The organism is Olleya sediminilitoris, assembly GCF_016785945.1.
Classification (GTDB): domain Bacteria; phylum Bacteroidota; class Bacteroidia; order Flavobacteriales; family Flavobacteriaceae; genus Olleya; species Olleya sediminilitoris.
Map to the genome: position 1 here is coordinate 43,901 of NZ_JAEMEF010000014.1, position 26,168 is coordinate 70,068.

A 26,168-nucleotide genomic window follows, 5' to 3' on the forward strand; every position below is an offset into this window, starting at 1 on the left:
TTAGTTAAGTATTATAACAATACTGATATAATACTTTAAAATGTTCTTTCATTTTTTGTTTTGCTAATTGAGGTTTTTGTTTTTTAATAGCCTCAAAAACAGCTTGATGTTCTTCAATACCTGATTTAGCTAAACTGCTATCACAGACATGATATTTTTCGAAATTTGTTATAATTTCTGGTGTGATCATTAACATTAAAGTATTCATTGTACTATTACCACTTGCTTTAGCAATGGCTAAATGAAACAACAAATCTTCTTGTACAGCATCCTCTCCTTTTAATACTTTATTTTTATAAGCCTTTAAACAATGTTTTAGCTTTATTAAATCTTCATCTGTTCGTCTTAAAGCTGCTAATCTTGCTGTTTTTAATTCAAGAAGAATCCTAGTTTCTACTAACGATTTAAAACTAGGATCTTCTAATCTTAATATGTCTTCAATCATACCATTCATAGCAATTACACCTATGTTTGCTACAAATGTTCCACTTTGTGGTATTGATTTTAATAATCCATAAAACTCTAACTTTTGAATTGCTACCCTAACTTGACTTCTTGATACTTCAAACTTTTCAGATAACATCCTTTCAGATGGTAATTTATCTCCTGGTTCTAGGTTTTTAAAATTTATTAAATCACCTATTTTAGAAATAACTTGTTTTTGAATATCAAAATTTTCAATCTTTGTTAGTGACTCTAACTTCATAGTTTTTAAGTTAATGGTTTAAAGAGCAAATATAAAACCTTAAATTAACAACTTACTAATTTGCTATAATAGAAAAGTTATCAACTCTTGCTTCTTCTCCCTGATTAGTAATCAATATAGAAATAGTAGAATTAGCACCTGTATTAAATGTTACTGACCCACCAACATAATCACTTGCACTAGTTTGATCAGTACCTTCAAAATCTTCAATTGTTGCTGCTAATGCAGCTGTCAAATCTGTATGTCCTCCTCCTGCTAAAACTGAAACAGTAATTGAACCTGGATTATTAGTTTTTAAAGTATAAGAATAAGATAAAGTATACTCAGAATTAGGAGATACTGTTAACTCTTGATATCCTACACGATCACCAGCTGACGGAAATTTTGCTGCCTGTGATCCTTCTTGAACTGGACTTGAAGTTATTTGAATTACTCCTCCTAAATCACTATTCCTCCAACAGTCTCTTCCATCTGCTGCGGTACCACAAGCATCACTACCATCTTCAAAACCAGCCTCATTTATAGTTGGAACAATTGCGGATGGAACTTCTGGCTCAATAACTTCAATAGTTTCAGAAAAAGTGCTTGAAACTCCTAAATTATCTGAAGCTGTTAAAGTTACTGTATACATTCCTTCACCTGGATAAATAGTTGTTGGTTCAAAATCAGTTGAAGTTGTACCATTTCCTAGATCCCAACTATAAGTAGTTGCACTAGAAGATAAGTTACCAAATGAATAACTCATCCATTCATCACCAGCTGTACCTTCACCTTGAGAATAAGAAAAATCTGCTTGAGGAGGTGTTTGATCCGCTATAGAGTTTGAGTCTAAAGGTTCGAATTTCTCAAAATCATCACAAGACTGTATAGTTATAGCCATGATTATTGAAGTAGTAATCGTAATTATTTTTTTTACTTGTTTTTTCATCTTACAATATTTTTAAATTAATAACCAGGGTTTTGGCTTAAAGCCCCTTGACTTAAATTTATTTCCCTTTGAGGAATAGGTAATAGCAAATCAGTAGCGCTAAAATTATAATCATTATCATCAGAAAATGATGACAAAACATCTTGAGCTACATTAAATCTAACTAAGTCGAAAAAACGGTGATTTTCAAAGGCTAATTCCACTCGTCTTTCATCTAATAACTCTTGCTTAGTTATGGTTCCGTCAGCATCACCTGTAAGACCAGCACGTATTCTAACCTCTTCAAAAGAATCTAAAGCAGCTTGAGCCGAAGTAGACTGCTGACCTGCCATAATAGCTTCTACATGCATCAATAAGACATCTGCATATCTAATCACAATCCAGTCATTTCCGGCTAAAGTAGGATTACTAGAGGAAGCTGTAACGTCTAGATTAGAATCATCAATTGGTAAATATTTAGCTACCTGGTATTGTGAAGGTTGTAAAGGGTCTTGTCTAAAAGAAATAGTAGACCTATCTCCACCTAATGCTGTTAATGCATCTCTGACTTCTTGAGTCGTATAGTTAACACCTGCTGTTCTTCCAACTGCATTTAACCATTCTGCTGAATAATTTTGACTGTCTGCTGCAGAATCACCAATGTAATCGATAGCAAAGATTACCTCATCATTTAATTCGTTGTAAAACACATCTTTAAAATTAGGTTCCAGCATAAATCCTGAACTCATTACAGATTCGCATAACGTCTGTGCTAAAGTATAATTAGTACCTGTTGTTAAATACACTTTAGCTAATAATGCTTGAGCAGCAGCTTTAGAAGCTCTGGTTTTATATGTATTATCCAAACCTGCAACTGCTGTTGTTAGGTCACTAATTATTAAATCATATACTAAGTCTTTATCAACTCTTGAAAATTGCACATCTGTATCAGCAATACCTATAACTCTATCTAATAGAGGAATATCACCAAATGAACGTACTAAATTAAAATTGGCATATGCTCTTACAAATTTTGCTTCAGCTTCATATCTTGCAGCATTATCTCCTGCAACATCTAAGTTTTCTAATACTACATTTGCTCTATATATTGTTTGATAGTTACTTCTATAATAATCATCTACTATACCATTAGTAGCTTGTACATTAAAGCTCTCAAATTGTGCAGACTCTCCTTCTCCTCCTATATTTTTTGATCTAGTATTATCACTTAACATTTCCTGAACATAAAAATCAACTTGAAGACCATGATTGTCTGTTGTAGTTGTTGAGTTAATTCCCTGAATTGCATCATACATACCCACAGCTGCAAGCTCTAAGTCTGCTTCTGTTTCGAAAAAGGTTTCTGCATTAGATACAGATGTTGGTTCTGGCGATAAAAAATCTTCACAAGAAGAGACTAATAATACAACCAATAATGTAGCTGTTGTTTTTATATATTTTTTCATTTTATCTTTTTTTTTAAAATTAAAACTCAAGGTTTAAACCTAATGAAATTGTTCTTTGAATAGGAGAACCTGCTCTTTGATATCCATAAGTTGTTGCACTTGTTGTATTAACAGACTCAGGATTAAACCCTGTATAATCATCTGCTGTTACATATAGTAAATTTTGACCAGTAGCATAAACCCTGGCTTTAGTAAACAATGTTTTATCTAATAAATCTCCTGTAAAATTATAACCAATACTAACAGTTCTTAAAGCTATATATGATGCATCTTGAATAATGTCATCTGTAAAGATTTTCTCTTTAATAAACTCTTGATTTGGTGTACTGGAAATAAAATCTTGAGATGAATTAAAATGATTAAACAAATACTGATCTCCCATATTTCTAATTTCAGCACCATGACTACCTTGAAACATAAAGCTTAGATCAACATCTCCAAATTGAAAATCGTTAGTTAAACTCCAAACTAAATCCGGATAAGGATCTCCTAATTTAGTTTTATCATCATCATCGATAACACCATCTCCATTTAAATCTTTAACATATACATCTTGAGCTTCTCCTCCTACTGGATGGTAAGGGTTACTTATATATTCTAAAGGAATATCAGAATCTACTACCCAACCATAAAAAGAAGAAATAGGTTGACCTACTTGGTTAATCCACTCTGCAGCTCTTTTAGAGTCTACATTTTGAATTTGTCCATTTGAATCTGCAAAGTCTACTAGTTCATTTTTATTTCTTGATGCTAAAATTGTTGAAGTCCATTTAAAATTACTTGTATTGACATTTTTAGTTCTTAACTCTAATTCAATTCCACTATTTTCAACTTTACCAATATTAACTAAAGCCTCACTAAAACCTGTTGTATTAGAAATTGGATTGGATAATAATAGTTGGTCACTTGTTCTTCTATAAACATCAACAGAACCTGTTATTTTATTATTGAATAATCCAAAATCAATACCTGGATTAATTTCTATTGAACGTTCCCATTTTAGGTCTGGATTAGCAATATTAATTGCACTAATTGCAGAGTCTCCTCCATAACTAAAGCCAGAAATCAAAGATAATGATGGGTAATAGTTAACTAAAGCATTGTCATTTAGAACAGAGTTTGACGCTATTCTTAAACTATTATTACCTGTTACACCATAACTTACTCTAAACTTAAGATTACTTACAACTTCACTATCTGCTAAAAAATCTTCTTTTGAAACATTCCAACCTAAAGAAGCTGCAGGAAAAGTTCCATACTTTGTATCCTCACCAAAAACTGAACTTCCATCACGTCTTAAACTAATAGATGCTAAATATTTATCATCAAAAGCATAATTAACTCTCAAGAAGTATGAAAACAATGACTGCTTATATTCAAATTCATTTCCAGCTCCGACTGTTGTTGTTCCTCCTAATGTTCCTTCAAAATCAGGATTATAACCCGTTAACCTAGCTGCTCTATATTCTCCTTTCACTAACTCTGAAGATGCACCCAAAATAGCGGCTACATCATGATCTCCGAATTCTTTATCGTAAGACAAAAAGTTATCCGAAACTAATCTAGATACATTTATTTTTTCTTCATCAAATTGGACTGCAGACTCTCCATTACGACTTGCTAAAGGACCTTGATTTCTTTCTCTTACAGTATTTTGATAATCACCTCCGATAGTACTTTTAATTGATAAATTATCTGTAAAATCATATTTTCCATAAAAACTACCTCTCATTTTAAGTTTATACTCATTTCTTTGGCGCTCTATAACTTTTGCTGCAGGATTAGTATTTGAAGTATTACTAATATCAACTAATGTACTTCCATCACCATATAGATCATAATTATCAAAATGACGCTGCGTTGCATAATCACCAATTTGTACATCTGGATAATTATCTCTATCAACATATCTAATAGTATTAGCATCATGGTAAACAGGTAACCATGGCGTTTGTCTTAAAATATCATGAGTTGATCCATCAAAACGTCTTTTATCGTTAAAAGAAGGATTAAGATTTATACCCATAGAAAGTTTATCTGTTAGCTTAGTATCTAATCTTAATTTATAACTGTAATTTTTCACCTCATCTGTTAACAAAACACCTTCGTCATGGATATAACCAATAGATGTGCTAAACTTTGTTTTATCATTACCTCCTCTAGCACTAAATGAATGAGTAGTAATTACACCACCATCAAAAATTATATTTTGCCAATCATTATCAACACCTATTAACTGCTTGTACCTAGTTCTGTCGGACAAAGTCCCTGTTGCAGCTAACTCAGCTTCAACCGTTTCTGCAACAGTAAAGTAATAATCCTCACTTTGTCTCGCCTCCTTAAACCCCGTTAGAGTATTGTAAGTAAATTTAGTTTTTCCTGCCTTACCCTCTTTAGTAGTTATCATGATTACACCATTACCTCCACGAGAACCATAGATTGCAGCAGAAGCAGCATCTTTTAACACCTCAAAAGATTCTACATCGTTCATATTCATAGAACCTAAATAATCATTATCTACAACAATCCCATCCACAACAACTAAAGGATCTGAACTACCTGAGACAGAACCCGTACCTCTAATTCTAATAGTAGGAGCAGAACCAGCTTCACCTTCAGTTGCAGCAATGTTTACACCAGAAACTTGACCTACTAAGGCATCATCCACCCTTGAAACAGCTATTTGATCTAAATCTTCATTTGTCACTTTAGATATAGCACCTGTTAAATGGCTTTTCTTTTGAGTACCATAACCAACAATTACAACTTCATCTAAAAGACTTGAATCTTCTTGCAAAGCTATATTAAACGTTGTATTATCAAGTACAGGAACCGACTGAGACATATAACCGACATATGAAAACACTAAAACATCTGTACTTTTTACAGTGATTTGAAAATTACCATCAAAATCTGTATAAGTACCATCATTTGCACCTGCTATTAAAACATTTGCACTTGGAATGGGAAGTTGATCTGCAGCAGATACAACTGTCCCTTTAACTGTTTTAGTTGATTGCCCTAAAACAGAAAAACTAGCAAAAAGCATTAGTAATAATGCGAATTTCATTTTTTTAACCATAATAATTAATTTACTTTTTGAGTTAGTTTGCTGGTCATGATAAGTTATGAAACAAATCCCAATTAAAGTTCAATAAAATCAAATACTACTTTTGCAGTTAATATTCCTTCAAATTTAAACAAAAAAAATTGGTCAACCAGATTGGTTAACCAAATATATATAAAAAAATGTTAATTACAACGTTTTCGTAAAATTTATATGTTAAAATAGCAAATGTTTGAGTTAATTTAGCAAACATTTGCTCTTAACACGCTTATAGACTAGCTATTCAAAACAAACCAGATACTTTAGCCTAAGCACAATACTTTACTAAACTACTCTTTATCACTAAAATAAGAAGGTCCATCTCCTGTTAAAAAGTCTTCTCTTACTGGACTAAAAGTATCTATCAACTGTCCTTCTTCTAAACAAACTGCACTGTGCAATAAATTTGGTTCGATGTAAACACCATCTCCAGCTTCTACAATTTGCTTTACACCATCAATTTCAAATTCGAACTTTCCAGACACACAATAAGTAGCTTGAGTATGAAAATGTTGATGTGGCGCACCTAATGCTCCTTTTTCAAATTTTACACTTACCATCATGATCTGATTGTCATAACCTAAAAATTTTCTAGAAACTCCTCCTCCAAGTTTTTCCCATTCCATGTCTTTTGCTACAATGTACTTTTCGCTAAATCTTTTCATTTTTTAATTGTTTTATTTTATTTGAAATAATAAGAACCTGACCATTCAAAGCTCTTACCGTTAATTGTTATGTTATGTTTTGTTTCTTTTAGATTGTTGGTATTAGAAGTAATAAACAACTTTACATTACCATTTATATTAGTAATTTCAATAGCTGTATAATCTTCAGAATCTAAAACTGTTTTAATTAGCTTAATGCTACTGTTAGAATTTACTGCAGATTCTGAAACTGGACTATAGCTTCCATGTGCTTCAATTACTGAAACAAAAGTTCTGTTTTTTGAGTTTTTAGCTCTCAATATTAAGGCTGGATCACGACGTAAATTAAACTCGGGATCGTTTGCACCGATTCTAGCAAATAATAATTCGTCTTTGGCTGAAGTTTCAGTTGTTAATGAGTAAAACTTATTATTGTTAAACCATGAAAACTTAGTGTTGTCCTCTGATGCTTTTCCTGAGCCTTCTAAATATAAATGTTGATAGCCATTTTTAGAACCTAACGGTTTTAATACTTCAGGTGAATTGTACTCAAAGTTTGTTTGTAATACTTGTCCGAAATAATAAAAAGGAAAATCATATTGATTCGCTGTAGCGGAAGTGACCTTCATGATGTCAAGCATGTATGGCTTTTCGAAATCTTCATCTTTTATAATAGCCATTGTACGAAGCATAGTTGTACCTGGATATGCATTTTTTTCAATAGCACTTAATACTTGCACGTTTTTATTTTCTGAAGAAAAATAATTTAAATCGGAATGATATAAACTTCCTATATCGTATTTACCAGAAAAGTGAGAAGTTTCATTCTGAGTCACTGTATTATGCGCAATGGTTTGTTTTGCCCATGTTTTATTTTCTTTTAAGTAATTTCCACCTCCTTTTTGTTCAATATTTACAAAACGAGATAATCCATAATCTTGAATTACTTCTTCACCATTTTCATAAAATGAATACGATAATTTGTCATAGTGTCCATGACTAGATCCTTGCGCTGCGTATTTAAAAACCAGCTCTAAATTCTCATTTCTTAAAATACCAACACCACCTTGTTTTCCTTCAGAACCATCAGATAAGTTGATAGATTTTTTAGTAAACGGTTTTTCCTTTCCGTTTTTAATACCAAGCGCAACAGCTAAACCAGAATCGTCTAACAATACTTTATCTTGTTGTTTTGCTATTGATAATAAACCAGAATCTTGTTCTCCAAAATGATAAGATACATCTACAGCAGTTACTAGAGCATTTGTGTAATACGACATTCCTTTTTGACCATCGTTTAGTGGGAAGAAATCGCCATCTGAATCAGATAAATTTAATAATGCATTTATAGATTTTAGAAGTACGCCTTCTTTATATTCAAATATTTTAAGCTCAGGTTTTACATTATGTAACCCTTCTGCAAAAACCAAAAAAGGATACATAGCGTAACGTTGGTAATAAGGTCCTTCATTATAATAACCATCTGGCGAAAAAGGTTCTTCGATATTGGCTAAAAAACCTGCTTTTCCGTCTTTATTTAAAAATCCACCATCGTCATCTTTTTTATTAGCATCTAATTTTAAATCTTTAATTCCATATAACGCTCGATTGATTAATTCCTCGTCATCCATAACCAACCCAATCATTCCAACAGCGGCATTTCCCCAAGTACTGTGGTTATGAACGCGTTGATAAAATTGCGGACTATCTACAGAAATGTGATCTGCAAATGGTCTAAATAAATTTGTTTCTAGCTTGTTTCGTTCTTCTTCGGTTAAATAATTATAGATACAATCGTAAGCCTGACTTACATAGACTAACCAATTAGAATCGTTTAAACATTGCCAAAATAATTTTCCTCTTGCATAAGACCTTGTTTTGGGATGTAATGGCAAAGTTTTATACAATGCTTCATATTCCATTAGCATGTCTTTTACATACTTGGCATATTTTTCGTCGTCTAGAATTTGATATAACAAACCAGCTTTTTGAAGAATAAACCAGTTTTTTTTATGTACAACATGTGTATAACCACCAGAATAATCTTTAGGAATTGGCACATCGATTCCTGCCTCAATTTCAGCATCAACTTCTTCTTTAACCGCTTGTAGAGATTTATCAAAAATTGGAATAGTACCTAATTGTGCTCTAATGCCTTTTACACCTTGAGCAGTTAAAATAAGTTTAGGATGTTGTTGGGATGTTTTTGTATCTGAAGTATTTGCAGTAGTAGTATTATTTTCATTTTTACATGAAAACATAAATGCTATTATTACAAATAGTGCGATTTTATATGTTGTGTTTTTTATTTTTTTCATCTTTATTTTTTTGGCGCTGTTGCTTCTCCTACGGTTGCAGTTTTAAACCAAACCTCAGCATAACTTCCGTTTTCGTATTGTTTAGCAATATCACCTTCGTAGATTTTAGAACCTGTTTTAACATTGGCTTGATTATATGCACCTTGTTTAAAGTAATTTATTTCACCATCATATGCTATTTCACGTTCTTCACTTACTTTTCTTCGTGATAAATAACTGTCTATAATTTGTTGCGGAATAGATGCTTTTGTAGGGAAATCTGTTTTGATTAAGCTTTTAGTAAATGTTACCGTTTCATGACCTTCACTTGTAAAGGTTAAATACATAATGCCTTTGTATACATTAACTTCATAGCTAAATTCTTCATCTAAAGCAATACCATCAACAGGCTCATTTGGTGCAGTTGTTGCGTCTTTACCAACTTTAGAAAAATCATTACCCCAAACAGCTGTCGAATAATCCCAACGACCAGCATTATCCCCTTTTGTATTGATTTCATAATTCCAGAATACAGAACCTTTTGTATGACCAGGAAATTTCTTGTAATAAATTTTTAAAGGTTCGTTTTCGTGACCTTCACCACTGTGAATTTGACCAACAACCACTGAAAAAGCAGACGATTTGGTTGCATCACCTGTAGTTGATACGTGTTTTACTTTTAAAGTTCCTGTTAATTTTCCGCCTTCTTCAGGAATCCAATGTTTTTTTTCACCTAATTCTGTTCTCGTATTACTAGACGTTTTTGAAGTAATACCAGAATTTGGTGTTTTATAAACTACCCAATCCGTTTCATTTTCAGTTTCAACATAGAAAAAACCATCTTTTTGGAAACCTAATAAATCTTCAGATTTTGTTCCGTCACCTAAAAGGATTTTCCATTTATCCATAAACGGAATAACATCGCTTGGTGCTTTTATTTCTTTTTTGGTAATTGTAGATTTTGTTTCTGCTTTTGTTTCTGTAGACTTTGTTTCATTTTTACAAGCAAACAATGTTAATAATACAACGAAGGTAAATAGCGAGTTTTTCATTTTGGATTTTATTTTTAAAATAGGCAGCAAATTACTTTGCTACCTATTTAGTAAGTGTATTTAATTATTTTAATTCAAAAGGCTTTAAAGTGATTCAGTACTAATAGACTAATTTCAATTTTAAATTTTGAACCACTTTAATCTCACCAGAGTTCTTAACCTCATTGTTTTCTGGCTTTTGGCCTTTTTCACCCCAAAGAATGGAGATATATTTTACAGGATTATTAATAAATGAATTGTTAGCAAAAATGACATTAACAATACCTCTTGTTTTAATCAATATATTGTCTTTGTCTGTTTGACCTGACTTTGTAATTGTATTATTTTGAAAGACTAAGTTCCCTCCTATTGTAGACTCGTCATAACCACCACGATAATAATTTAAAACATCTTGATCTACATTGGTAAATGTGTTGTTTGTTATGTAAACAAACTCACTGTTATAATCTCCTTTATCATTGGTTTCTTTGTTTAATTGGATTCCGCTTTTACAATTTTTTATAATTGAATTTGTTACTGAAATGGTATCTGAAAATGACCCTTTTGAAACTTCAAGCACACTTTTAAAGTTACTTACTTCGGTATTTTTTAACCATAATCCGTAAGCACTTTTCATGTTTTTATCTAATGTTTTAAAAGCTGACTGATTGTTATTTCCTTTTAAAACTACATCTTCAATATGAAGTATTCCTTTTGGTTTCATTTGAAAAGCTGTTCCCTCAGAAGTAAACACTAATTGCGCTTTATTATTTTTATCTTTTGAAGTGATTGTAATGTTTTTATCAACTGGAAGTGATCGGTTTATTTGATATTCAGCAGCATTCAAACTAATAATATCTCCTGAGTTAGCATTAGAAATGGCGTTAGCTAATTCTTGACTTGTACTAATCTCAATCGTTTGCGAAACTGAATCATTTTTTTGGTTTTTAAACCAGCTAGTACCATAATTTGATTGATTGTATAAATCGTTATGATTATTGGTATTAATAATTGCGCCTAAACTATTATTATCCTTGTCACGTTTGTTACCAAATAAATCTGTAGTTATGGTTTCAAAATCAAAACCAGAATAGATTTGTTTAGTATCATAAGTTGGGACCTTCAAGCTTTTACTAACCTCTTGAACATCTAGTTCAACCGTTTGCAAACCTTCTGGTTGCACTTCACTTTTGTTTGCGCTATTTGTATAATTATTTTTAAACAAGACACCATCTACTTTATCGTAGTTTTTGATTGGGTATTCAAATGGAGTTTGATTATATAAAATATTATTTGCAACTACAGTACGTGTTGGTCTTGCAGATCTAATTTCTGATTTAGGCAAAACTTCACTTTGTGATACATTAGAACCAACGCTAAAATGAAAAGGAGTTTTAGTATCTACAAATGTATTATAAGCAATTACAGCATCTGTTACTTGGTTGTATCTATTTAAAGGCGATTTAGGAATACCATTCATTACAGCTAAAGGCGCTCTAAACGTACTTCCTTTTAATTTGTAAAAATAATTATTAGTAATCCAGTGACCAGTATTTATAACTCTTATACCTCCTATAAATTCTGAATTATCATTACCTATAAAAATATTTCCATCGATAGTAGCATAATTACCATGTCTTAACACTAAAGAACCTTCACTTTCAAAAAAGACATTATTTTTAAAAGTATTATTATTGGATTTACTAGAAATTATTTCGACCTCACCATTACAACGCTCAAACAAATTATTTTCAACATTGGTATGTGATGGTGTCATTGATGTCCCACTATCTCCTATTTGCATAGTTTCACCGTGAGGACCACCTTTTCTTGGTCTTGGACCAAAATGATTATTAACTATTTGATGGTAATTTTTTATGTGTTGGTTACCTTTTAACATAACCATTACTGTTGGACCAAAATTAGATTTTCCAGCAATGTAATTATTACTAAGCTCATTATGACGTCCCCAGAATTCAACCCAATGATCACTTACGTCTCTATCAGGCTGCGTAAACTCTTCAATAACACAATTTGTAACTTTGCTATGATTAGCAATTAAAGTATCGTTAATTTTAAACTGAATAACATTGCGTGATGGTGTGTAACCATTTTTAAAATGAAGATCGTGTACTTCTAAATAATCACCTCCAATTTTAAGATTAGAAACACCTTCTATAGTTACTTTTCCTGGTGTTTCAGCTCGTAAAATAATTGGCTTTGCTTCAGTCCCCTGACCTGAAAAATTAATTTCAACATCTTTCCATACACCATTTGCTAAAACAATTTGGTCTCCTGCTTTTACGTTTTGTATCGCATCATTAAGCTCATTGATATTAGAAACTACTTTAGGCTCTACTGAAGCGTCTTTGCAAGCGTTACAAAGCATTAAAATTGAAAAGATTAAAACGAGTTTTTTCATTAGTTATTTAGAAATTAGTGATTAATGTTTAGTTGGTAATATTTTACATAAGAAAATGCATTAGCGTCTGTAGTACCTAAATAATTACCAGCCTTAAAGTAATTTTCAAATGGCCACTTAGCAAGGCTAACATCCTCATATATTAAGGGTGTTAGGCTATTTAATTGCAACTCTAATTTTCCAGAAGATGCAGTTATCTTAAAATCAAAAGGTTCAAAACCTACGTAACCCATATTTGTAGATTCATCTGACCATGTAGCACTTGTTACGTCAAGTAAATCATCTCCTGAAGTTGTTGGGTCTACTAATGATTTTTTATAAGACCAAATAAACCCATTAATCCAACGTATTTTAATTAAAGGAGGTCCATTATTTGAAGTAAAACCATGTGTATCCATATCTGATTGAGATATGATACCATGGATTTGCATTACTATAGTTTTATGATATTGATTATTACTATTATTATCTTCTGAAATATCAACCAAATTTAAACGACCTTCCATAACTCCTCCTTCTTCTAAAGTCCAATTTTCTTTTGAATTTGAAGGGTTTATAAGCTCTCTTAACTCTGTCCTTGAATACGAACTATTTGTTGTAGAAACCTCTGGATAAGTGTAAAAAACAATTGATTGATCATCAACATCATCATACATAAATGGTAAAATTGAAGCGTTTGTACGGTAACCACCATTAATTAATGTACTTGGTTGATATTCATCTGGACTACCATTATTGTTTTCGTCTACAGGTAGTGTGACTTTCCAATTTGAAAAATCAATATTTGCATAGTTATCTTGGCTATTATCTGAAGATTGGTTATCATCAGGATTATCGAGTGTAGAAGAACCTAAATTTTGTGCTTCAGTTTGTTCATCAGAATCACTACAAGCTATACAAGTAAGTAATAAAACAGAATAAAAGAATAACTTTTTCATAACACAAATAATTGGTTTACCAATCTGGTTTACCAAATATATGGTTTTTTTTTAATATCAATAAAACAAAATACTTAATAAATATTATCAAAAAATAAAAAATCGTCAATTTGAACACTCAAAACCTATACAAAAATAGGATTTTAGGCTATTTTACAAGTTATTCAAAAATTTGATTTAATGTTAATTAATTACATACTTAATGACTTTAAACACTTTACTATTTTTATAAAACACCATAAAATAATTACCGACTGCTAAACCAGTGGTATCAATATTATTTTTATCAATTTTAAATTCTCCAATTAAGTTAGCCTCATTATCAAATAAAACAAATGCGTTATTATCTTTTGGTTTAACAGATTTAATATTCAAAAAAGTATCTGTAGATTTGGACATTAATATTTTAGGAATAGCGCAATCTAATAATTTTTGAGCTGTTAATTTTAAATCTATTTCTTGAATACTAAAACTTGCATAAAGCAAAGCTTCATCTTTTAAATCTTGGCTATTATTTAGACTTCTATAAATTCCCCATTTTGGTCGTGAAAACAAAGCTTCCTCTTGCCACATGTCCATTTTTAAATTTTCATAAGAAAAAACAGTTTCATTTGTCAAAACTTTTTTCAACTCAATAGCATATGATCCTTTATTAGAAAAAGTAATCAATTCTGTTACCTCAACCCAATGCCCTTTAATTTGATCTAAGACCATTGTTTTAATAGTTGCTTGTTTGTTTGTGGATGTATAACGCAACTCTAACTTATCTTTTGTACCTTTTCTTAATGTTAAAGAGATCATAGGAATTGACGCATAAGGACCTCCTACAGATTTAATTTGGTGAATGTGAGTAAAACTGGAAGACACCTTAAAATCTTTTGGTAATTTAAATTTCCATTTATATTCAACCGTTTCACCTTTAGTTGCTTTTAAATAATTTGGAGATGAGGCATAGGTTTTAATCTCATTTCGTTGTCTATCGTATTTTTTACAACGGTCATTATCAGGACTAGTATGAATAGAAAACTTAAATACATTTTTATTTAACTCTTTATCAAACACCTCTTGTATATGTCTTCCAAATTGAGAATGATTACAATCAGGAGCCTCAATAACATCATAACCAGGTGCTAAAACTGCATTTATATCTTCATAAGTATTTCCTGCTTCATTAGCTTCTAATAAAACTTGACTATGTACATTTTGAGCAATCAAAATACTTAATACCATTAGTGATTTTTTGATATACATTTAAAAAGGTTTTTAATTAATTAATCCTATGGTCTCAATTTGATTATTGCTTTTAAGTAAAGGTGATTTTTTACCTGGAATAAACTTTTTCTTATCTTCCCATTTAGGGCTTTTATAAATGATATTACTTTCTGAAGCTCCTTTAGACACTTTTACAAATCCACTATCGTGGAATAAACAATTATAAATATTATTACTACTACCCTCTAGTGCTACAGGTATTTTAATTAAAAAACTATTATCAAATACAGTATTTTGTATAGTAACTTGGTGGATACCCTTAACTTTTATTATGCTTCCTTTTTCTTTATTAGAAACTTTATTAAACACACAATGATCAATCATTAAATTACCTCCTTCTATATTTGAATCTATAATGGAACGCTTGTAATTTATGGCAAATTCTTCAATATTATTAAAAATGGTGTTTTCGATAATTAGGTTATTTGCGTTAAACTGACCTTGATTTTTTTCATATGATAGATTTATTCCTCTAAAGCTATCTTCAAATCTAGAATTTTTAATTAACATTAATTCGGCTCTTGTCCCAGAATACCCTTTAATTATAGCGCCTCCACTATCATTTTTAAAATTCTTAAAAACACAAGTATCTATGGTTAGATTATATAGATCAGATTCCATTTTATCTGGTGAAACTATTGCATATTTTACAGGAGTCTTGTTTGAGCCATCAAATGTAATATTAGTAATACTAACAGTTATTCCTGCACTAACACGTAATAAATAACTAAGAGGCTTTTCTAGTTTAGAACTAGCCATAATTATTGTTTTACCATCAGGAGAACCATTAATCTTTAAATTAGATTTTATTTTAATTTGTTTGTCTAAGTAATAAATCCCGGGTTTTAAACTAATAACATCTCCGTTACCTGCTTTAGATATAACTTTTCTTAATGTTCCAACTCCTGGATCCACACCAATATCAACAGAAATGGATTTAACTTTAGGAGTTTCAATTACAGGCTTCCAACCTGGACCTGTCCTAACCGTCAATGCCTTAGGGTATTTTTTGTTTTCAAGATTGAAAGCACCTGCTACATAAACCGCCCAAACTGATCCAGTGATATCATTATCTGAAGCATTTTTTGTCGGTAAAACTTGTTTTAAAACAGGATTATTAATTGAAGGCATTGGTAATGCCTTAAACATCTTCCAATCAATTGAAGCTTTAGTAAACAATAATGGATCTACTGTTGCTTGACTATCAACAATATTATTACTGAAAGTAATTCCACTAATATCATCTTTCGCTTCAAAAACTGAAGCACCTGTTGTATTAGATATAATATTATTAGCAAATGTTGTATTTATTGGAGCTAAAGTTTTTTCTTTATCCTTCCCTGACCCAAAAGTAATAGGGCCACAATTTATAATTGTATTATTTACAACCTCAACATTTTTTACTTGGTGATATCTATTTAATGGTGAATTTTTCACGCCATTCATCATTACAATAGGACCTCTATAACCATCTCCTGTTAGTCCGACTAATAAGTTATTTCTAACCACATGACCTTCATTAATAATTCTAATTCCACCTGTATTAGCTACTGTATTTCCTAAAAACACGTTATTTTCCACCAAAGCATTATTACCATGTCTTAAGGTTAAAGTACCTTTACTTTCTAAAAACAAATTGTTTCTATAAATATTATCTCCAGATTTATTAGAAATAATTTCGATTTCACCATCACAATTTTTAAACGTATTATTTTCAACTATAGTTTTAGAAGATTTCATAGAATTTGCACTTGTACCAATCCTAATAGTCTCTCCTCCATTTTCACCCAAGTCAGGTCTGTGTCCAAAAAAATTATAATCAATAATATGATTATTCTCTATATGCGCATCTCCTTTTAACCAAACTACCAAAGTAGTCCCAGAAGATGTTTTACCTGTAAAATTATTATGATCGACTCGGTTATTTTTCCCCCATAAATCTACCCAATGATTTTTATTATCCTCATCTTTTACTTTATAATTTGAAATAGTCGAGTTTGTGAATCTACAGTTGTTTGCAAAAGTCTTACTATCCTTTTTAAACTGAATCACATATTTTGATGTTGTTACACCATCCTTAAACCATAATCCACTAACAATAACATATTCTCCATAAATACTTAAACTAGAATCACCTGTTAAAACCACTTTACCTGGTGTTTCAGCTTTAATAATTATAGGTGCATCTTTAGTCGCTTGACCATAAGCTTTTAAGTTTACGTCTTTCCAAATTCCATTTTTTAAAATAATCGTACTTCCAGGCTTTACTTGACCAATAGCTTGATCAAACTCTTTAATGTTTGATACCGTAAAATCTTGCGCAAAAGCGACAGAAACTAATAAAAAAGAAAAAATTATTGAAACAACATTTTTTAGAATCATAATACTATAGAATAAATTAACTAGCGTAATATAATCAAAAAGGATTCCAAAATAAAAAAACTATTAAGGCAACAACACAAGGAAGTTTTTGTGCATAAAAAAAGCCTTATCAAATATTGATAAGGCTTTAGTACTGAAGACGGGACTTGAACCCGTACGTCCTAATGGACATTGGATTTTAAGTCCAACGTGTCTACCAATTCCACCACTTCAGCATTGGTATATTATAAGAAAGTCTCAGAGCGAAAGACGGGATTTGAACCCGCGACCCCCACCTTGGCAAGGTGATGCTCTACCCCTGAGCTACTTTCGCAGTCTTTAAATGAACGTGCAATGATGTGATTGCGGGTGCAAATTTAGGACTTTTATAAGAACTACAAAGCTTTTTTTGAAAAAATTTTAAATTATTTTTTATTTACTTCTTTTTCAACAACATACGCTTGATCTCATTTAGCTTCATTAAAGCCTCTACTGGTGTTAAGGTATCAATATCTGTAAGTAAAATCTCATCTTTGATATTTTCAAGTAATGGATCGTCTAGATTAAAGAAACTTAATTGCATCTCATCTTGCATAGATTTAACTTTATCTGTCAATTCTTCGCTAGAATGACTTTTTTCTAGTTTTTTTAATATTTGATTAGCTCTTTTTAAAACCTGTTGTGGCATTCCTGCCATTTTAGCCACGTGTATACCAAAACTATGTTCACTTCCTCCTTCTACTAGTTTACGTAAAAACAATACATTGTCTTTAAGTTCTTTTACTGAAACATTAAAGTTTTTTATACGCTCAAAGGTTTCCGTCATTTCATTTAGCTCGTGGTAATGCGTTGCAAATAATGTTTTGGGTTTTACTGGATGTTCATGAAGGTACTCACTAATAGCCCAAGCAATAGAAATTCCGTCATAAGTACTGGTCCCTCTCCCAATTTCATCTAACAAGACTAGACTTCTATCTGAAATATTATTTAATATGGATGCTGTTTCATTCATTTCTACCATAAACGTAGATTCTCCCATAGATATATTATCACTTGCACCAACACGAGTAAATATTTTATCTACAACACCAATTTTAGCTTCTTTTGCTGGCACAAAGCTTCCTATTTGAGCTAACAATACAATTAAAGCTGTTTGACGTAAAATAGCAGACTTACCAGACATGTTAGGTCCAGTAATCATTATAACTTGTTGTTTTTCTCTGTCTAAAAACACATTATTAGCAATATAAGGTTCGCCAATTGGTAATTGTTTTTCAATAACTGGATGACGACCATCTACGATATCTAAATCATGAGAGTCATCTAAAATAGGGTAGACATAATTATTATCGGTTGCTAATTGTGCAAAGCCACATAAGCAGTCTATTTTACCAATTAGATATGCATTTTGCTGTACAGGCTTTATATATTGATTCATCCATAGGACTAAATCTGCAAACAATTTTTGCTCGATAGCCATAATACGTTCTTCTGCTCCTAGGATTTTAGCTTCGTATTCTTTTAATTCTTCAGTAATATAACGTTCTGCATTAACTAACGTTTGCTTTCTTATCCACTCTTCCGGAACTTTATCTTTATGTGTATTTCTTACCTCAATATAATACCCAAAAACATTGTTTGATGCAATTTTAAGCGAAGTAATACCTGTACGCTCACTCTCGCGCTCCAACATTTTATCCAAATAGTCTTTACCTGAGGTGGACAATGCTCTAAGTTCATCCAACTCGGTTGAAAATCCTGCTGCAATCGCACTACCTTTAAGGATGTTAACTGGAGCTTCCTCGTTTAAGGTTTCTTTAATTTTTTCGCGAAGTACATTACAACTTTGTAAATTATCTCCTATCACTTTTAAAGACTCGTTATCACAATTAGTTGCTAATCCCTTAATAGGAATAATAGCTTCAAGCGAATTTTTAAGCTGAATAACCTCACGTGGACTAACTTTTTGGGTGGCTATTTTAGAAATTAAACGCTCTAAATCTCCTATTAATTTTATGTGATGTTGAATCTTATCCAAAACCACAGTATCTGTCTTTAAATAAGACACAACCTCGTGACGTTGCTTGATTTGATCTATTTGTTTTAAAGGCAATGCTAACCAACGTTTAAGTAAACGTCCTCCCATTGGCGAAATGGTCTTATCAATAATATTTAATAAAGTTACTGCATTATTATTGGTAGAATTATACAGCTCTAAGTTTCGGATAGTAAAACGGTCCATCCAAACGTAATCATCTTCCGCGATACGCGAAATTGAAGAAATATGCTGTAGTTTGTTATGCTGCGTTTCGGCTAAATAATGTAGAATGGATCCTGAAGCTATAATACCTTCAGCTAAACCATCAACACCAAATCCTTTTAATGATTTAGTATCAAAATGTTTTAATAACGTTTCGTTAGCATAATCTGGTTGGTACACCCAATCTTCTAAATTAAAGGTATGAAAATCTTCACCAAAACTATCTGTAAATTTATTTCGTTTTGGCTTAGCAACTAAGACTTCACTTGGACTAAAATTTTGAAGTAATTTATCTATATATTCTTGATTACCTTGAGAGGTCAAAAACTCACCTGTTGAGATATCCAAAAATGAAATTCCGATATTAACTTTTCCAAAATAAACCGAACATAAAAAGTTATTGGTTTTAGATTGAAGCACCTCGTCGTTTAACGCAACACCAGGAGTCACTAACTCTGTCACACCACGTTTAACAATACTTTTGGTTTGTTTAGGATCTTCTAATTGGTCACAAATTGCAACACGCTCTCCTGCTTTGACCAACTTTGGCAAATAGGTGTTGATTGAATGATGCGGAAAACCAGCTAACTCAGTTTCACTATCACTACCTGCTCCTCTTTTGGTTAAGGTGATTCCTAAAATTCCAGCAGATTTTACTGCATCTTCCCCAAATGTTTCGTAAAAGTCACCAACTCTAAATAACAATAACGCATCAGGATATTTAGCCTTGATGGTATTATATTGCTTCATTAACGGAGTGACTTTTTTGCTTTTTGTTGCCAAAGGATATACGTTTTTATTAAGTTTGCAATGTAACTAAATATTGATTTTTATTGAAGTCAAATTGATTTAAGTTATAGATAATTATCCACAATGTAGCGTTACAGATTGTCACTTTAACGACTTGTACAAATTACAGAAAACAAACATGAGAAAATTAAAAAATAGCGAACTAGATAGATTAAGTATTAACGACTTTAAGTCTGCTAAAAAAACACCTATTATTATTGTTTTAGACAACATTAGAAGCTTAAATAATATTGGAAGTGTATTTAGAACTAGTGATGCCTTTTTAGTTGAAAAGATTTATTTATGCGGAATTACTGCTACACCACCACATAAAGACATACATAAAACAGCTTTAGGAAGTACAGATACTGTTACTTGGGAACATGTTGAAAACACTATGGATTTAGTTGAAAAACTACAAGCTGACAATATAAAAGTTTGCGCAATTGAACAAGCTGAAAATGCGACTATGTTAGACGATTTTAAAGTTGAAGCCAACACTAAATACGCTTTAGTTTTTGGTAACGAAGTTAAAGGTGTAGCACAAGATGTAGTTAGCGCTAGTGATGTGGTTATTGAAATCCCGCAGTTTGGAACAAAACACTCTCTTAATATTAGTGTTAGTTGTGGTGTTGTAACTTGGGATTTGTTTAGTAAATTAAAAGCGTAATAATTATTTTACAGGCACCCAAATCTCCTCTTCTGTTATTGGATTTGAAGGATGATAATCTTCAGGTAGTTTTTCAAAATGAGGTCTGTCGTCTATTTCAAACTCTGAATTAGGCAACCAAATTGTATGTATATATTGCCAAGCTTCTAGAAAATTTTCTGGTTTTCCTTTGTAATTAAAAACAGCATATTCTCCAGATGGTATCGTTAAGACTTCCATATTACCTGGCAAACGATCTGCATTTGACACCTCTACGCCTACCCATTTTTCAAATAATGTGTTAGGTGACATTTTATTGTAATTAAATTGATCATATACCTGAATTGAAAACTTCTCTGTCCCAATACGGTTTAAAACCTGGTTGCGGTTTGGCATAAATTGCTTAGCCAATTTAGCTGTTCCTGAACCATTGGTTATAAAAGATAAGTTTGCTTTTAAGCCAACTATAACAATAGGTTTTGTGGTAATAATATTAGGCTTCATTTTTACAAATTTGTTTTAACAACCATAAATAATCTGCTCTGTTTTTTACAAAATCCTTATCAGAAATATCAATTATTTTGACATTAAATTCGGTTTGACTTTTCAAAAACTCTAAATAACCTGCATTAATTTTTTCTAAATAATCATCTTCAATTTCGCTTTCGTATTTACGACCACGCTTTTTTATATTCGCCTGAAGACGCTCTGTATTTTGATATAAATACACATATAAATCTGGCTTAGCTATGTCTTTATACATTAAATAAAACAGCTTTCGGTATAACTTAAACTCGTCTGGTTGCAACGTTATTTTAGAAAAAATCAAAGATTTAAATACATCATAATCACTGACTATAAAATCTTTAAACAAGTCTAACTGATTTAAATCATCTGTAATTTGCTGATAACGATCTGCCAAAAAAGACATTTCCAAGGTAAAAGCATACCGTTGAGGCTCTTTATAAAATTTTGGTAAAAACGGATTATCTGCAAAACGCTCTAAAACCAATTTAGCATTAAAGTCTTTTGCTATTTGAGTAGACAAACTTGTTTTTCCTGCACCAATATTACCTTCAATAGCAATATAATTATGATTAGAAAAATCAAATTGCTTATTAGGATTTTTTAACCAGATATTTAAAGATTCTAAAGCTGTGTGATCCTTACATTGGTCTAATAACTGATCGACAGTGACATTAAATTCTGGGTGATTAAACGTAGATGCAATTTGCTGTAAAGGCTCTAATACAAAACGACGCTTATGCGCTTCGGGATGTGGTACTATTAAATATTTATCATTAATAACTTCATCTTCAAAAAAGATAATATCTAAATCTATAATTCTTGATTGATAGCCTGCCGATTTTTTAGGCAAACGACCTAATTGTTTTTCTATTTGCTGTAAAACACGCAGTACTTTTTTTGCTTTAAAAGTAGTTTGTACTGCAATACAAGTGTTTAAAAAATCATCTCCTTCAAAACCCAACGCCTTACTTTCAAAAACTTTTGCAATAGCAACTACATTACCAACTTCTGTAAATATAGCATCTACAGCGTTTTGTAAGTTTTTAAACTTTTCGCCTTTATTACTTCCTAACGCTATGTAAACTGTTTTAATCTCTTGCATAATTTCTTCAGCAAAATAACTAAAAGAAATTCACTTAGTTCTTATCTTTATCAAATCTGTTAATAAGTTTTTATGTCAATAAAAGATAAATTACTAGCTCAAAAAATCTATTTGCTTCTTGGAGCACTTTTTATAACCTCATTAGTGGTTTCTAATCTTATTTTTCAAAAATTTTTTTATTGGTACCCATTTGATATTACCATTTTTGGTGCTAAATTATTTGAAATTTCTGTTGGAATACTCCCTTACCCAATCACCTTTTTAATAACCGATTTAATTAGTGAAATTTATGGTAAAAAACGTGCTAATCAAATTGTTATTGCTGGTATTTTTGCTTCCGTTTTCTCATTATTAATTGTGTTTACAGCTAATACAGTACCTGCTACAAATTGGTCACCTGTGTCTGATGGTTTATTTACAACAGTTTTTGGAAATACAATTATCGCTGTGTTTGCCAGCATGATGGCTTACTTACTTGCACAATTAGTAGATATACAAATTTATCATTTTTGGAAACGCATGACTAATGGTAAACATTTATGGCTACGTAATAATTTTTCTACCTTTTTATCTCAATTTGTAGACACGTTTTCAGTCTTATTCTTACTGTGTAGTTTTGGAGAAATTGGCTGGGACAAGTTTTACGGTTTACTAATTAGTGGATTTATATTTAAAGTTCTTATCGCTTTAATAGACACTCCTTTTTTATATTTAGGAGTCTACTTATTTAAAAAACGATTTAAACTTAAAAACAACCAAGAATTAAACCTACTTTAACAAATGCTAAACTTTTATTAAATACTTTTGTTAAGGCAACTATTTATTTAGTTTAAACATAAATAAAACTGCACCCTTAACTCTTAATTTAATGAAGAAAAAACTAAAAATCGCTGGTATATCACTATTAATATTAATAACATTATTAATTGCAAGTCCTTTTATTTTTCAAAGTCAAATTAAGGATATGGTGCGTAATTATATAAATGAAAACGTCAATGCTAAAGTTGACTTTGATGACGTAAACTTAAGTTTTATAAGTAGCTTTCCACAAGCCAACGTTACTTTAGACAACTTAGTTATTACAAACTTCAAACCTTTTGCTAACGACACTTTAGCCAAAGTAAAAGTATTGTCTTTAGATATGTCTATTAAAGAACTATTTAAGAATGCCGAAGAAGATCCTATAATAGTAAACTCTATTAATATTGATGATGCTTTAGTAAATTTAAAAACCAATGCCGAAGGTCAAGTTAATTGGGACATTGCAAAAGCATCTTCAAACACTGCTACAACAACCGAAACGTCAAGCAAAGGGTTTGCTTTTGATATTGAAAACTACAGTTTAAACAATAGTGCTTTTAATTATCTAGATGAAAGCATAAATACCATATTTAAAATCAGCAATTTAAATCATTCTGGTAACGGAACATTTTCTGGTGACGTGTCCGAATTAGACACAAAAACGGAAGCTAACGTAACATTTAGTTTTGACGGAACAGAATATTTAAGTAATAACAGTATCAAGCTTGATGCTTTATTAGATTTAGATTTAACCAACAGCAAATACACATTTAAAGATAACAAAGCTTTAATTAATGATTTACCATTAGAATTTAAAGGATTTGTACAACTAATAGAAGGAGGACAAAATATTGACATAAGCTTTGAAAACCCAGGTTCGACCTTTAAAGATTTTTTAGCTGTTATACCAAAAACTTACGCAAAAAACTTAGACAATGTTGATACTTCAGGTAATTTTAAAATTAATGGTATAGTCAAAGGGCAAGCTACCGAAACAACTATACCAATCTTAGACATTAATGTTTTATCAAATAATGCGTCGTTTAAATTTGCAGATTTACCAAAGCGTGTAGAAAACATTAGTATTAATGCTCAAATAAAAAACGAATCAGGAAACGTAGATGACACATATGTAAATCTAAACACCTTAGACTTTAAAATAGATCAAGATCAATTTAAAAGTTCAGCTACCATAAAAAACTTAACTAAAAACATGTTAGTAGACGCTCATTTAGATGGTGTTTTAAATCTTGGCAACCTAAACCAAGCCTATCCAATAGAGCTGGAAAACGAATTAAAAGGAATACTTAAAGCTAAACTAAATACAAGTTTTGATATGAATGCTATCGAAACTAATGCCTATGAAAGAATAAAAAATAATGGAAGTATCGAGTTATCAGATTTTGTGTTTTCATCAGCAGACATAGTAAATCCTATAAACATAAATCAAGCTTCAGTTAATTTTAATCCTGGCACAATAACCTTAGACAAGTTTATAGCATCTACAGGTACAACAGATTTAAACGCTACAGGTACTGTAAACAATTTATTAGGCTTTTTACTAAGCGATCAAAAGCTAAAAGGAGATTTCAACCTACAATCTAACACCTTTAAAATTAGTGATTTTATGGTAGAAGGAGGAAGCGACGCACCTGTTAACCAAAGTGCAGAACCAGCAACAGCTTTAAAAATACCTGCTTTTTTAGATTGTTCAATTACAGCAGATGCAAAAACAGTATACTATGACAACCTAATATTAAAAGACGTTAAAGGAAACCTTAAAATAGCAGACGAAAAAGCACAACTTAACAACGTGTCTTCAAGTCTTTTTAATGGTAACCTAACCTTAGAAGGTTTAGTAGATACAAAAACAGAGCAACCAACATTTAACATGAATGTAGGCGCCAAAAACTTTGACATCACACAATCTTTTAACGATCTAAACTTACTACAAGCCATAGCTCCAATTACAAAGGCGTTACAAGGTAAACTTAATAGTACAATTAATTTATCAGGTAAATTAGGACAAGATTTTACACCACTTTTAAATAGTATTTCTGGTGACGCTTTCGCGGAATTATTAACTACACAAATTCAACCTAAAAACGAACAATTATTTTCACTACTAGAAAACAAACTAAGCTTTTTAGATTTTAGTAAATTGAATCTTCAAGATTTAAAAACAAAACTATCGTTTGACAATGGGCAAGTTACAGTAAAACCATTTGACATTAATTATAAGGATATAAAAATGACCATTGATGGGTCACATACATTTAACAACACTATGGACTATAAAATAATTTTTGATGTACCTGCAAAATATCTTGGTAATGACGTTAATAGTTTAATTAGTAAAATAGATGATAATTCTGTAAACAATATAACCATTCCGGTTACAGCTAATATAACAGGTAACACAACACAACCACAAGTGCAAACCGACTTGACAAGCGGTGTAAAAACATTAACCTCACAATTAATAGAAATTGAAAAACAAAAACTAATTAATAAAGGAAAAGGTAAACTAACAGATGTTGTTGGAAATATTTTAGGAGGTAATCAATCACAAAATAGCGATAGCACAACTACACAATCAAATGGAGGTGTAAAAGATGTTATTGGAGGTTTATTAAACAACGGTAACACAGCAACACCAAAAGACACAACATCAAACACAAATACCGAAGCACCTAAAGACCAAGTAAAGGATGCTATCAAAGGATTATTTGGTAAAAAGAAAACCAAAGATTAATTTTTGAGAAATTTTAACATTAATTCCTCGTTTAAAACTCAAAATTTGATGAAATTTAATGATTTGAGACTTTTTTTCAAAAGAAAGTGTTAAATATTAGGATTTGTCATTTATATTGTTAGATTGTTAAAATA

At 31.1% G+C, this 26,168-nt stretch carries 17 protein-coding genes and 2 tRNA genes; 3 read left to right on the forward strand and 16 right to left on the reverse strand.

Annotation, left to right across the window (positions count from 1 at the left end):
* Positions 1–4: 4 nt before the first annotated feature.
* The 14 genes from JAO71_RS13635 to mutS form a co-directional block, all read right to left on the reverse strand.
* Positions 5–706 (reverse strand): FadR/GntR family transcriptional regulator, encoded by a 702-nt coding sequence (locus tag JAO71_RS13635; RefSeq protein ID WP_203001369.1) that lies wholly within the window; start codon positions 704–706, stop codon positions 5–7.
* 55 nt (positions 707–761) lie between these two features.
* Positions 762–1,634 (reverse strand): PKD domain-containing protein, encoded by an 873-nt coding sequence (locus JAO71_RS13640; protein ID WP_203001371.1) that lies wholly within the window; start codon positions 1,632–1,634, stop codon positions 762–764.
* 17 nt (positions 1,635–1,651) lie between these two features.
* On the reverse strand, positions 1,652–3,079 hold the full coding sequence (locus JAO71_RS13645; RefSeq protein WP_116824513.1) for a RagB/SusD family nutrient uptake outer membrane protein: 1,428 nt from the start codon (positions 3,077–3,079) through the stop codon (positions 1,652–1,654).
* Between the two features lie 19 nt (positions 3,080–3,098).
* Entirely contained in the window at positions 3,099–6,149 is a 3,051-nt protein-coding gene (locus tag JAO71_RS13650) for a SusC/RagA family TonB-linked outer membrane protein (protein WP_236011285.1), read from the reverse strand.
* Positions 6,150–6,475: 326 nt separating this feature from the next.
* On the reverse strand, positions 6,476–6,850 hold the full coding sequence (locus tag JAO71_RS13655) for a cupin domain-containing protein (RefSeq protein ID WP_013870376.1): 375 nt from the start codon (positions 6,848–6,850) through the stop codon (positions 6,476–6,478).
* Between the two features lie 17 nt (positions 6,851–6,867).
* The gene (locus JAO71_RS13660) at positions 6,868–9,147 is read right to left on the reverse strand and encodes an alginate lyase family protein (RefSeq protein ID WP_203001373.1); all 2,280 of its coding nucleotides are present in this window, start codon (positions 9,145–9,147) and stop codon (positions 6,868–6,870) included.
* A gap of 2 nt (positions 9,148–9,149) precedes the next feature.
* Positions 9,150–10,178: a polysaccharide lyase family 7 protein gene (locus tag JAO71_RS13665; RefSeq protein ID WP_203001375.1), complete on the reverse strand. Its 1,029-nt coding sequence runs from the start codon at positions 10,176–10,178 to the stop codon at positions 9,150–9,152.
* Between the two features lie 100 nt (positions 10,179–10,278).
* A complete protein-coding gene (locus JAO71_RS13670; RefSeq protein WP_116823471.1) occupies positions 10,279–12,579 on the reverse strand; it encodes a chondroitinase-B domain-containing protein in 2,301 nt (766 codons plus the stop codon).
* Positions 12,580–12,593: 14 nt separating this feature from the next.
* Entirely contained in the window at positions 12,594–13,517 is a 924-nt protein-coding gene (locus JAO71_RS13675) for a polysaccharide lyase family 7 protein (RefSeq protein ID WP_116823472.1), read from the reverse strand.
* A 183-nt stretch (positions 13,518–13,700) separates the two neighbouring features.
* Positions 13,701–14,768, reverse strand: a complete 1,068-nt coding sequence (locus JAO71_RS13680; protein ID WP_203001377.1) for a heparin lyase I family protein — start codon at positions 14,766–14,768, stop codon at positions 13,701–13,703.
* 12 nt (positions 14,769–14,780) lie between these two features.
* A complete protein-coding gene (locus JAO71_RS13685) occupies positions 14,781–17,171 on the reverse strand; it encodes a polysaccharide lyase 6 family protein (protein ID WP_203001379.1) in 2,391 nt (796 codons plus the stop codon).
* Between the two features lie 131 nt (positions 17,172–17,302).
* Positions 17,303–17,386 (reverse strand) — tRNA-Leu (locus tag JAO71_RS13690).
* 26 nt (positions 17,387–17,412) lie between these two features.
* Positions 17,413–17,484 (reverse strand) — tRNA-Gly (locus JAO71_RS13695).
* Positions 17,485–17,586: 102 nt separating this feature from the next.
* Positions 17,587–20,193 carry a DNA mismatch repair protein MutS gene (gene mutS / locus JAO71_RS13700; RefSeq protein ID WP_203001381.1) on the reverse strand — a complete coding sequence of 869 codons (2,607 nt, stop codon included), beginning with the start codon at positions 20,191–20,193 and terminating at the stop codon, positions 17,587–17,589.
* Positions 20,194–20,338: 145 nt separating this feature from the next.
* Here mutS and JAO71_RS13705 point away from each other — a divergent pair, with 145 nt between their 5' ends.
* Positions 20,339–20,869 carry an RNA methyltransferase gene (locus JAO71_RS13705; protein WP_116823476.1) on the forward strand — a complete coding sequence of 177 codons (531 nt, stop codon included), beginning with the start codon at positions 20,339–20,341 and terminating at the stop codon, positions 20,867–20,869.
* Positions 20,870–20,872: 3 nt separating this feature from the next.
* On the opposite strand, the gene JAO71_RS13710 is transcribed toward JAO71_RS13705, so the two are convergent.
* Positions 20,873–21,352: a GyrI-like domain-containing protein gene (locus JAO71_RS13710; protein WP_203001383.1), complete on the reverse strand. Its 480-nt coding sequence runs from the start codon at positions 21,350–21,352 to the stop codon at positions 20,873–20,875.
* A complete protein-coding gene (gene folK / locus JAO71_RS13715; RefSeq protein WP_028290191.1) occupies positions 21,342–22,478 on the reverse strand; it encodes a 2-amino-4-hydroxy-6-hydroxymethyldihydropteridine diphosphokinase in 1,137 nt (378 codons plus the stop codon). Before folK ends, JAO71_RS13710 begins: the two co-directional genes overlap by 11 nt.
* A gap of 72 nt (positions 22,479–22,550) precedes the next feature.
* On the opposite strand from folK, the gene JAO71_RS13720 reads away from it, so the two are divergent.
* On the forward strand, positions 22,551–23,255 hold the full coding sequence (locus JAO71_RS13720) for a queuosine precursor transporter (protein WP_054852666.1): 705 nt from the start codon (positions 22,551–22,553) through the stop codon (positions 23,253–23,255).
* Between the two features lie 91 nt (positions 23,256–23,346).
* On the forward strand, positions 23,347–26,034 hold the full coding sequence (locus JAO71_RS13725; RefSeq protein WP_203001385.1) for an AsmA family protein: 2,688 nt from the start codon (positions 23,347–23,349) through the stop codon (positions 26,032–26,034).
* The last annotated feature ends 134 nt before the right edge of the window (positions 26,035–26,168 follow it).

What these genes read in the sequence shown, in the direction of transcription:
- JAO71_RS13635 (WP_203001369.1), bottom strand. Translation starts at nt 706, where the DNA reads ATGAAGTTAGAGTCACTAACAAAGATTGAAAATTTTGATATTCAAAAA.
- JAO71_RS13640 (WP_203001371.1), bottom strand. Translation starts at nt 1,634, where the DNA reads ATGAAAAAACAAGTAAAAAAAATAATTACGATTACTACTTCAATAATC.
- JAO71_RS13645 (WP_116824513.1), bottom strand. Translation starts at nt 3,079, where the DNA reads ATGAAAAAATATATAAAAACAACAGCTACATTATTGGTTGTATTATTA.
- JAO71_RS13650 (WP_236011285.1), bottom strand. Translation starts at nt 6,149, where the DNA reads ATGAAATTCGCATTATTACTAATGCTTTTTGCTAGTTTTTCTGTTTTA.
- JAO71_RS13655 (WP_013870376.1), bottom strand. Translation starts at nt 6,850, where the DNA reads ATGAAAAGATTTAGCGAAAAGTACATTGTAGCAAAAGACATGGAATGG.
- JAO71_RS13660 (WP_203001373.1), bottom strand. Translation starts at nt 9,147, where the DNA reads ATGAAAAAAATAAAAAACACAACATATAAAATCGCACTATTTGTAATA.
- JAO71_RS13665 (WP_203001375.1), bottom strand. Translation starts at nt 10,178, where the DNA reads ATGAAAAACTCGCTATTTACCTTCGTTGTATTATTAACATTGTTTGCT.
- JAO71_RS13670 (WP_116823471.1), bottom strand. Translation starts at nt 12,579, where the DNA reads ATGAAAAAACTCGTTTTAATCTTTTCAATTTTAATGCTTTGTAACGCT.
- JAO71_RS13675 (WP_116823472.1), bottom strand. Translation starts at nt 13,517, where the DNA reads ATGAAAAAGTTATTCTTTTATTCTGTTTTATTACTTACTTGTATAGCT.
- JAO71_RS13680 (WP_203001377.1), bottom strand. Translation starts at nt 14,768, where the DNA reads ATGTATATCAAAAAATCACTAATGGTATTAAGTATTTTGATTGCTCAA.
- JAO71_RS13685 (WP_203001379.1), bottom strand. Translation starts at nt 17,171, where the DNA reads ATGATTCTAAAAAATGTTGTTTCAATAATTTTTTCTTTTTTATTAGTT.
- JAO71_RS13705 (WP_116823476.1), top strand. Translation starts at nt 20,339, where the DNA reads ATGAGAAAATTAAAAAATAGCGAACTAGATAGATTAAGTATTAACGAC.
- JAO71_RS13710 (WP_203001383.1), bottom strand. Translation starts at nt 21,352, where the DNA reads ATGAAGCCTAATATTATTACCACAAAACCTATTGTTATAGTTGGCTTA.
- folK (WP_028290191.1), bottom strand. Translation starts at nt 22,478, where the DNA reads ATGCAAGAGATTAAAACAGTTTACATAGCGTTAGGAAGTAATAAAGGC.
- JAO71_RS13720 (WP_054852666.1), top strand. Translation starts at nt 22,551, where the DNA reads ATGTCAATAAAAGATAAATTACTAGCTCAAAAAATCTATTTGCTTCTT.
- JAO71_RS13725 (WP_203001385.1), top strand. Translation starts at nt 23,347, where the DNA reads ATGAAGAAAAAACTAAAAATCGCTGGTATATCACTATTAATATTAATA.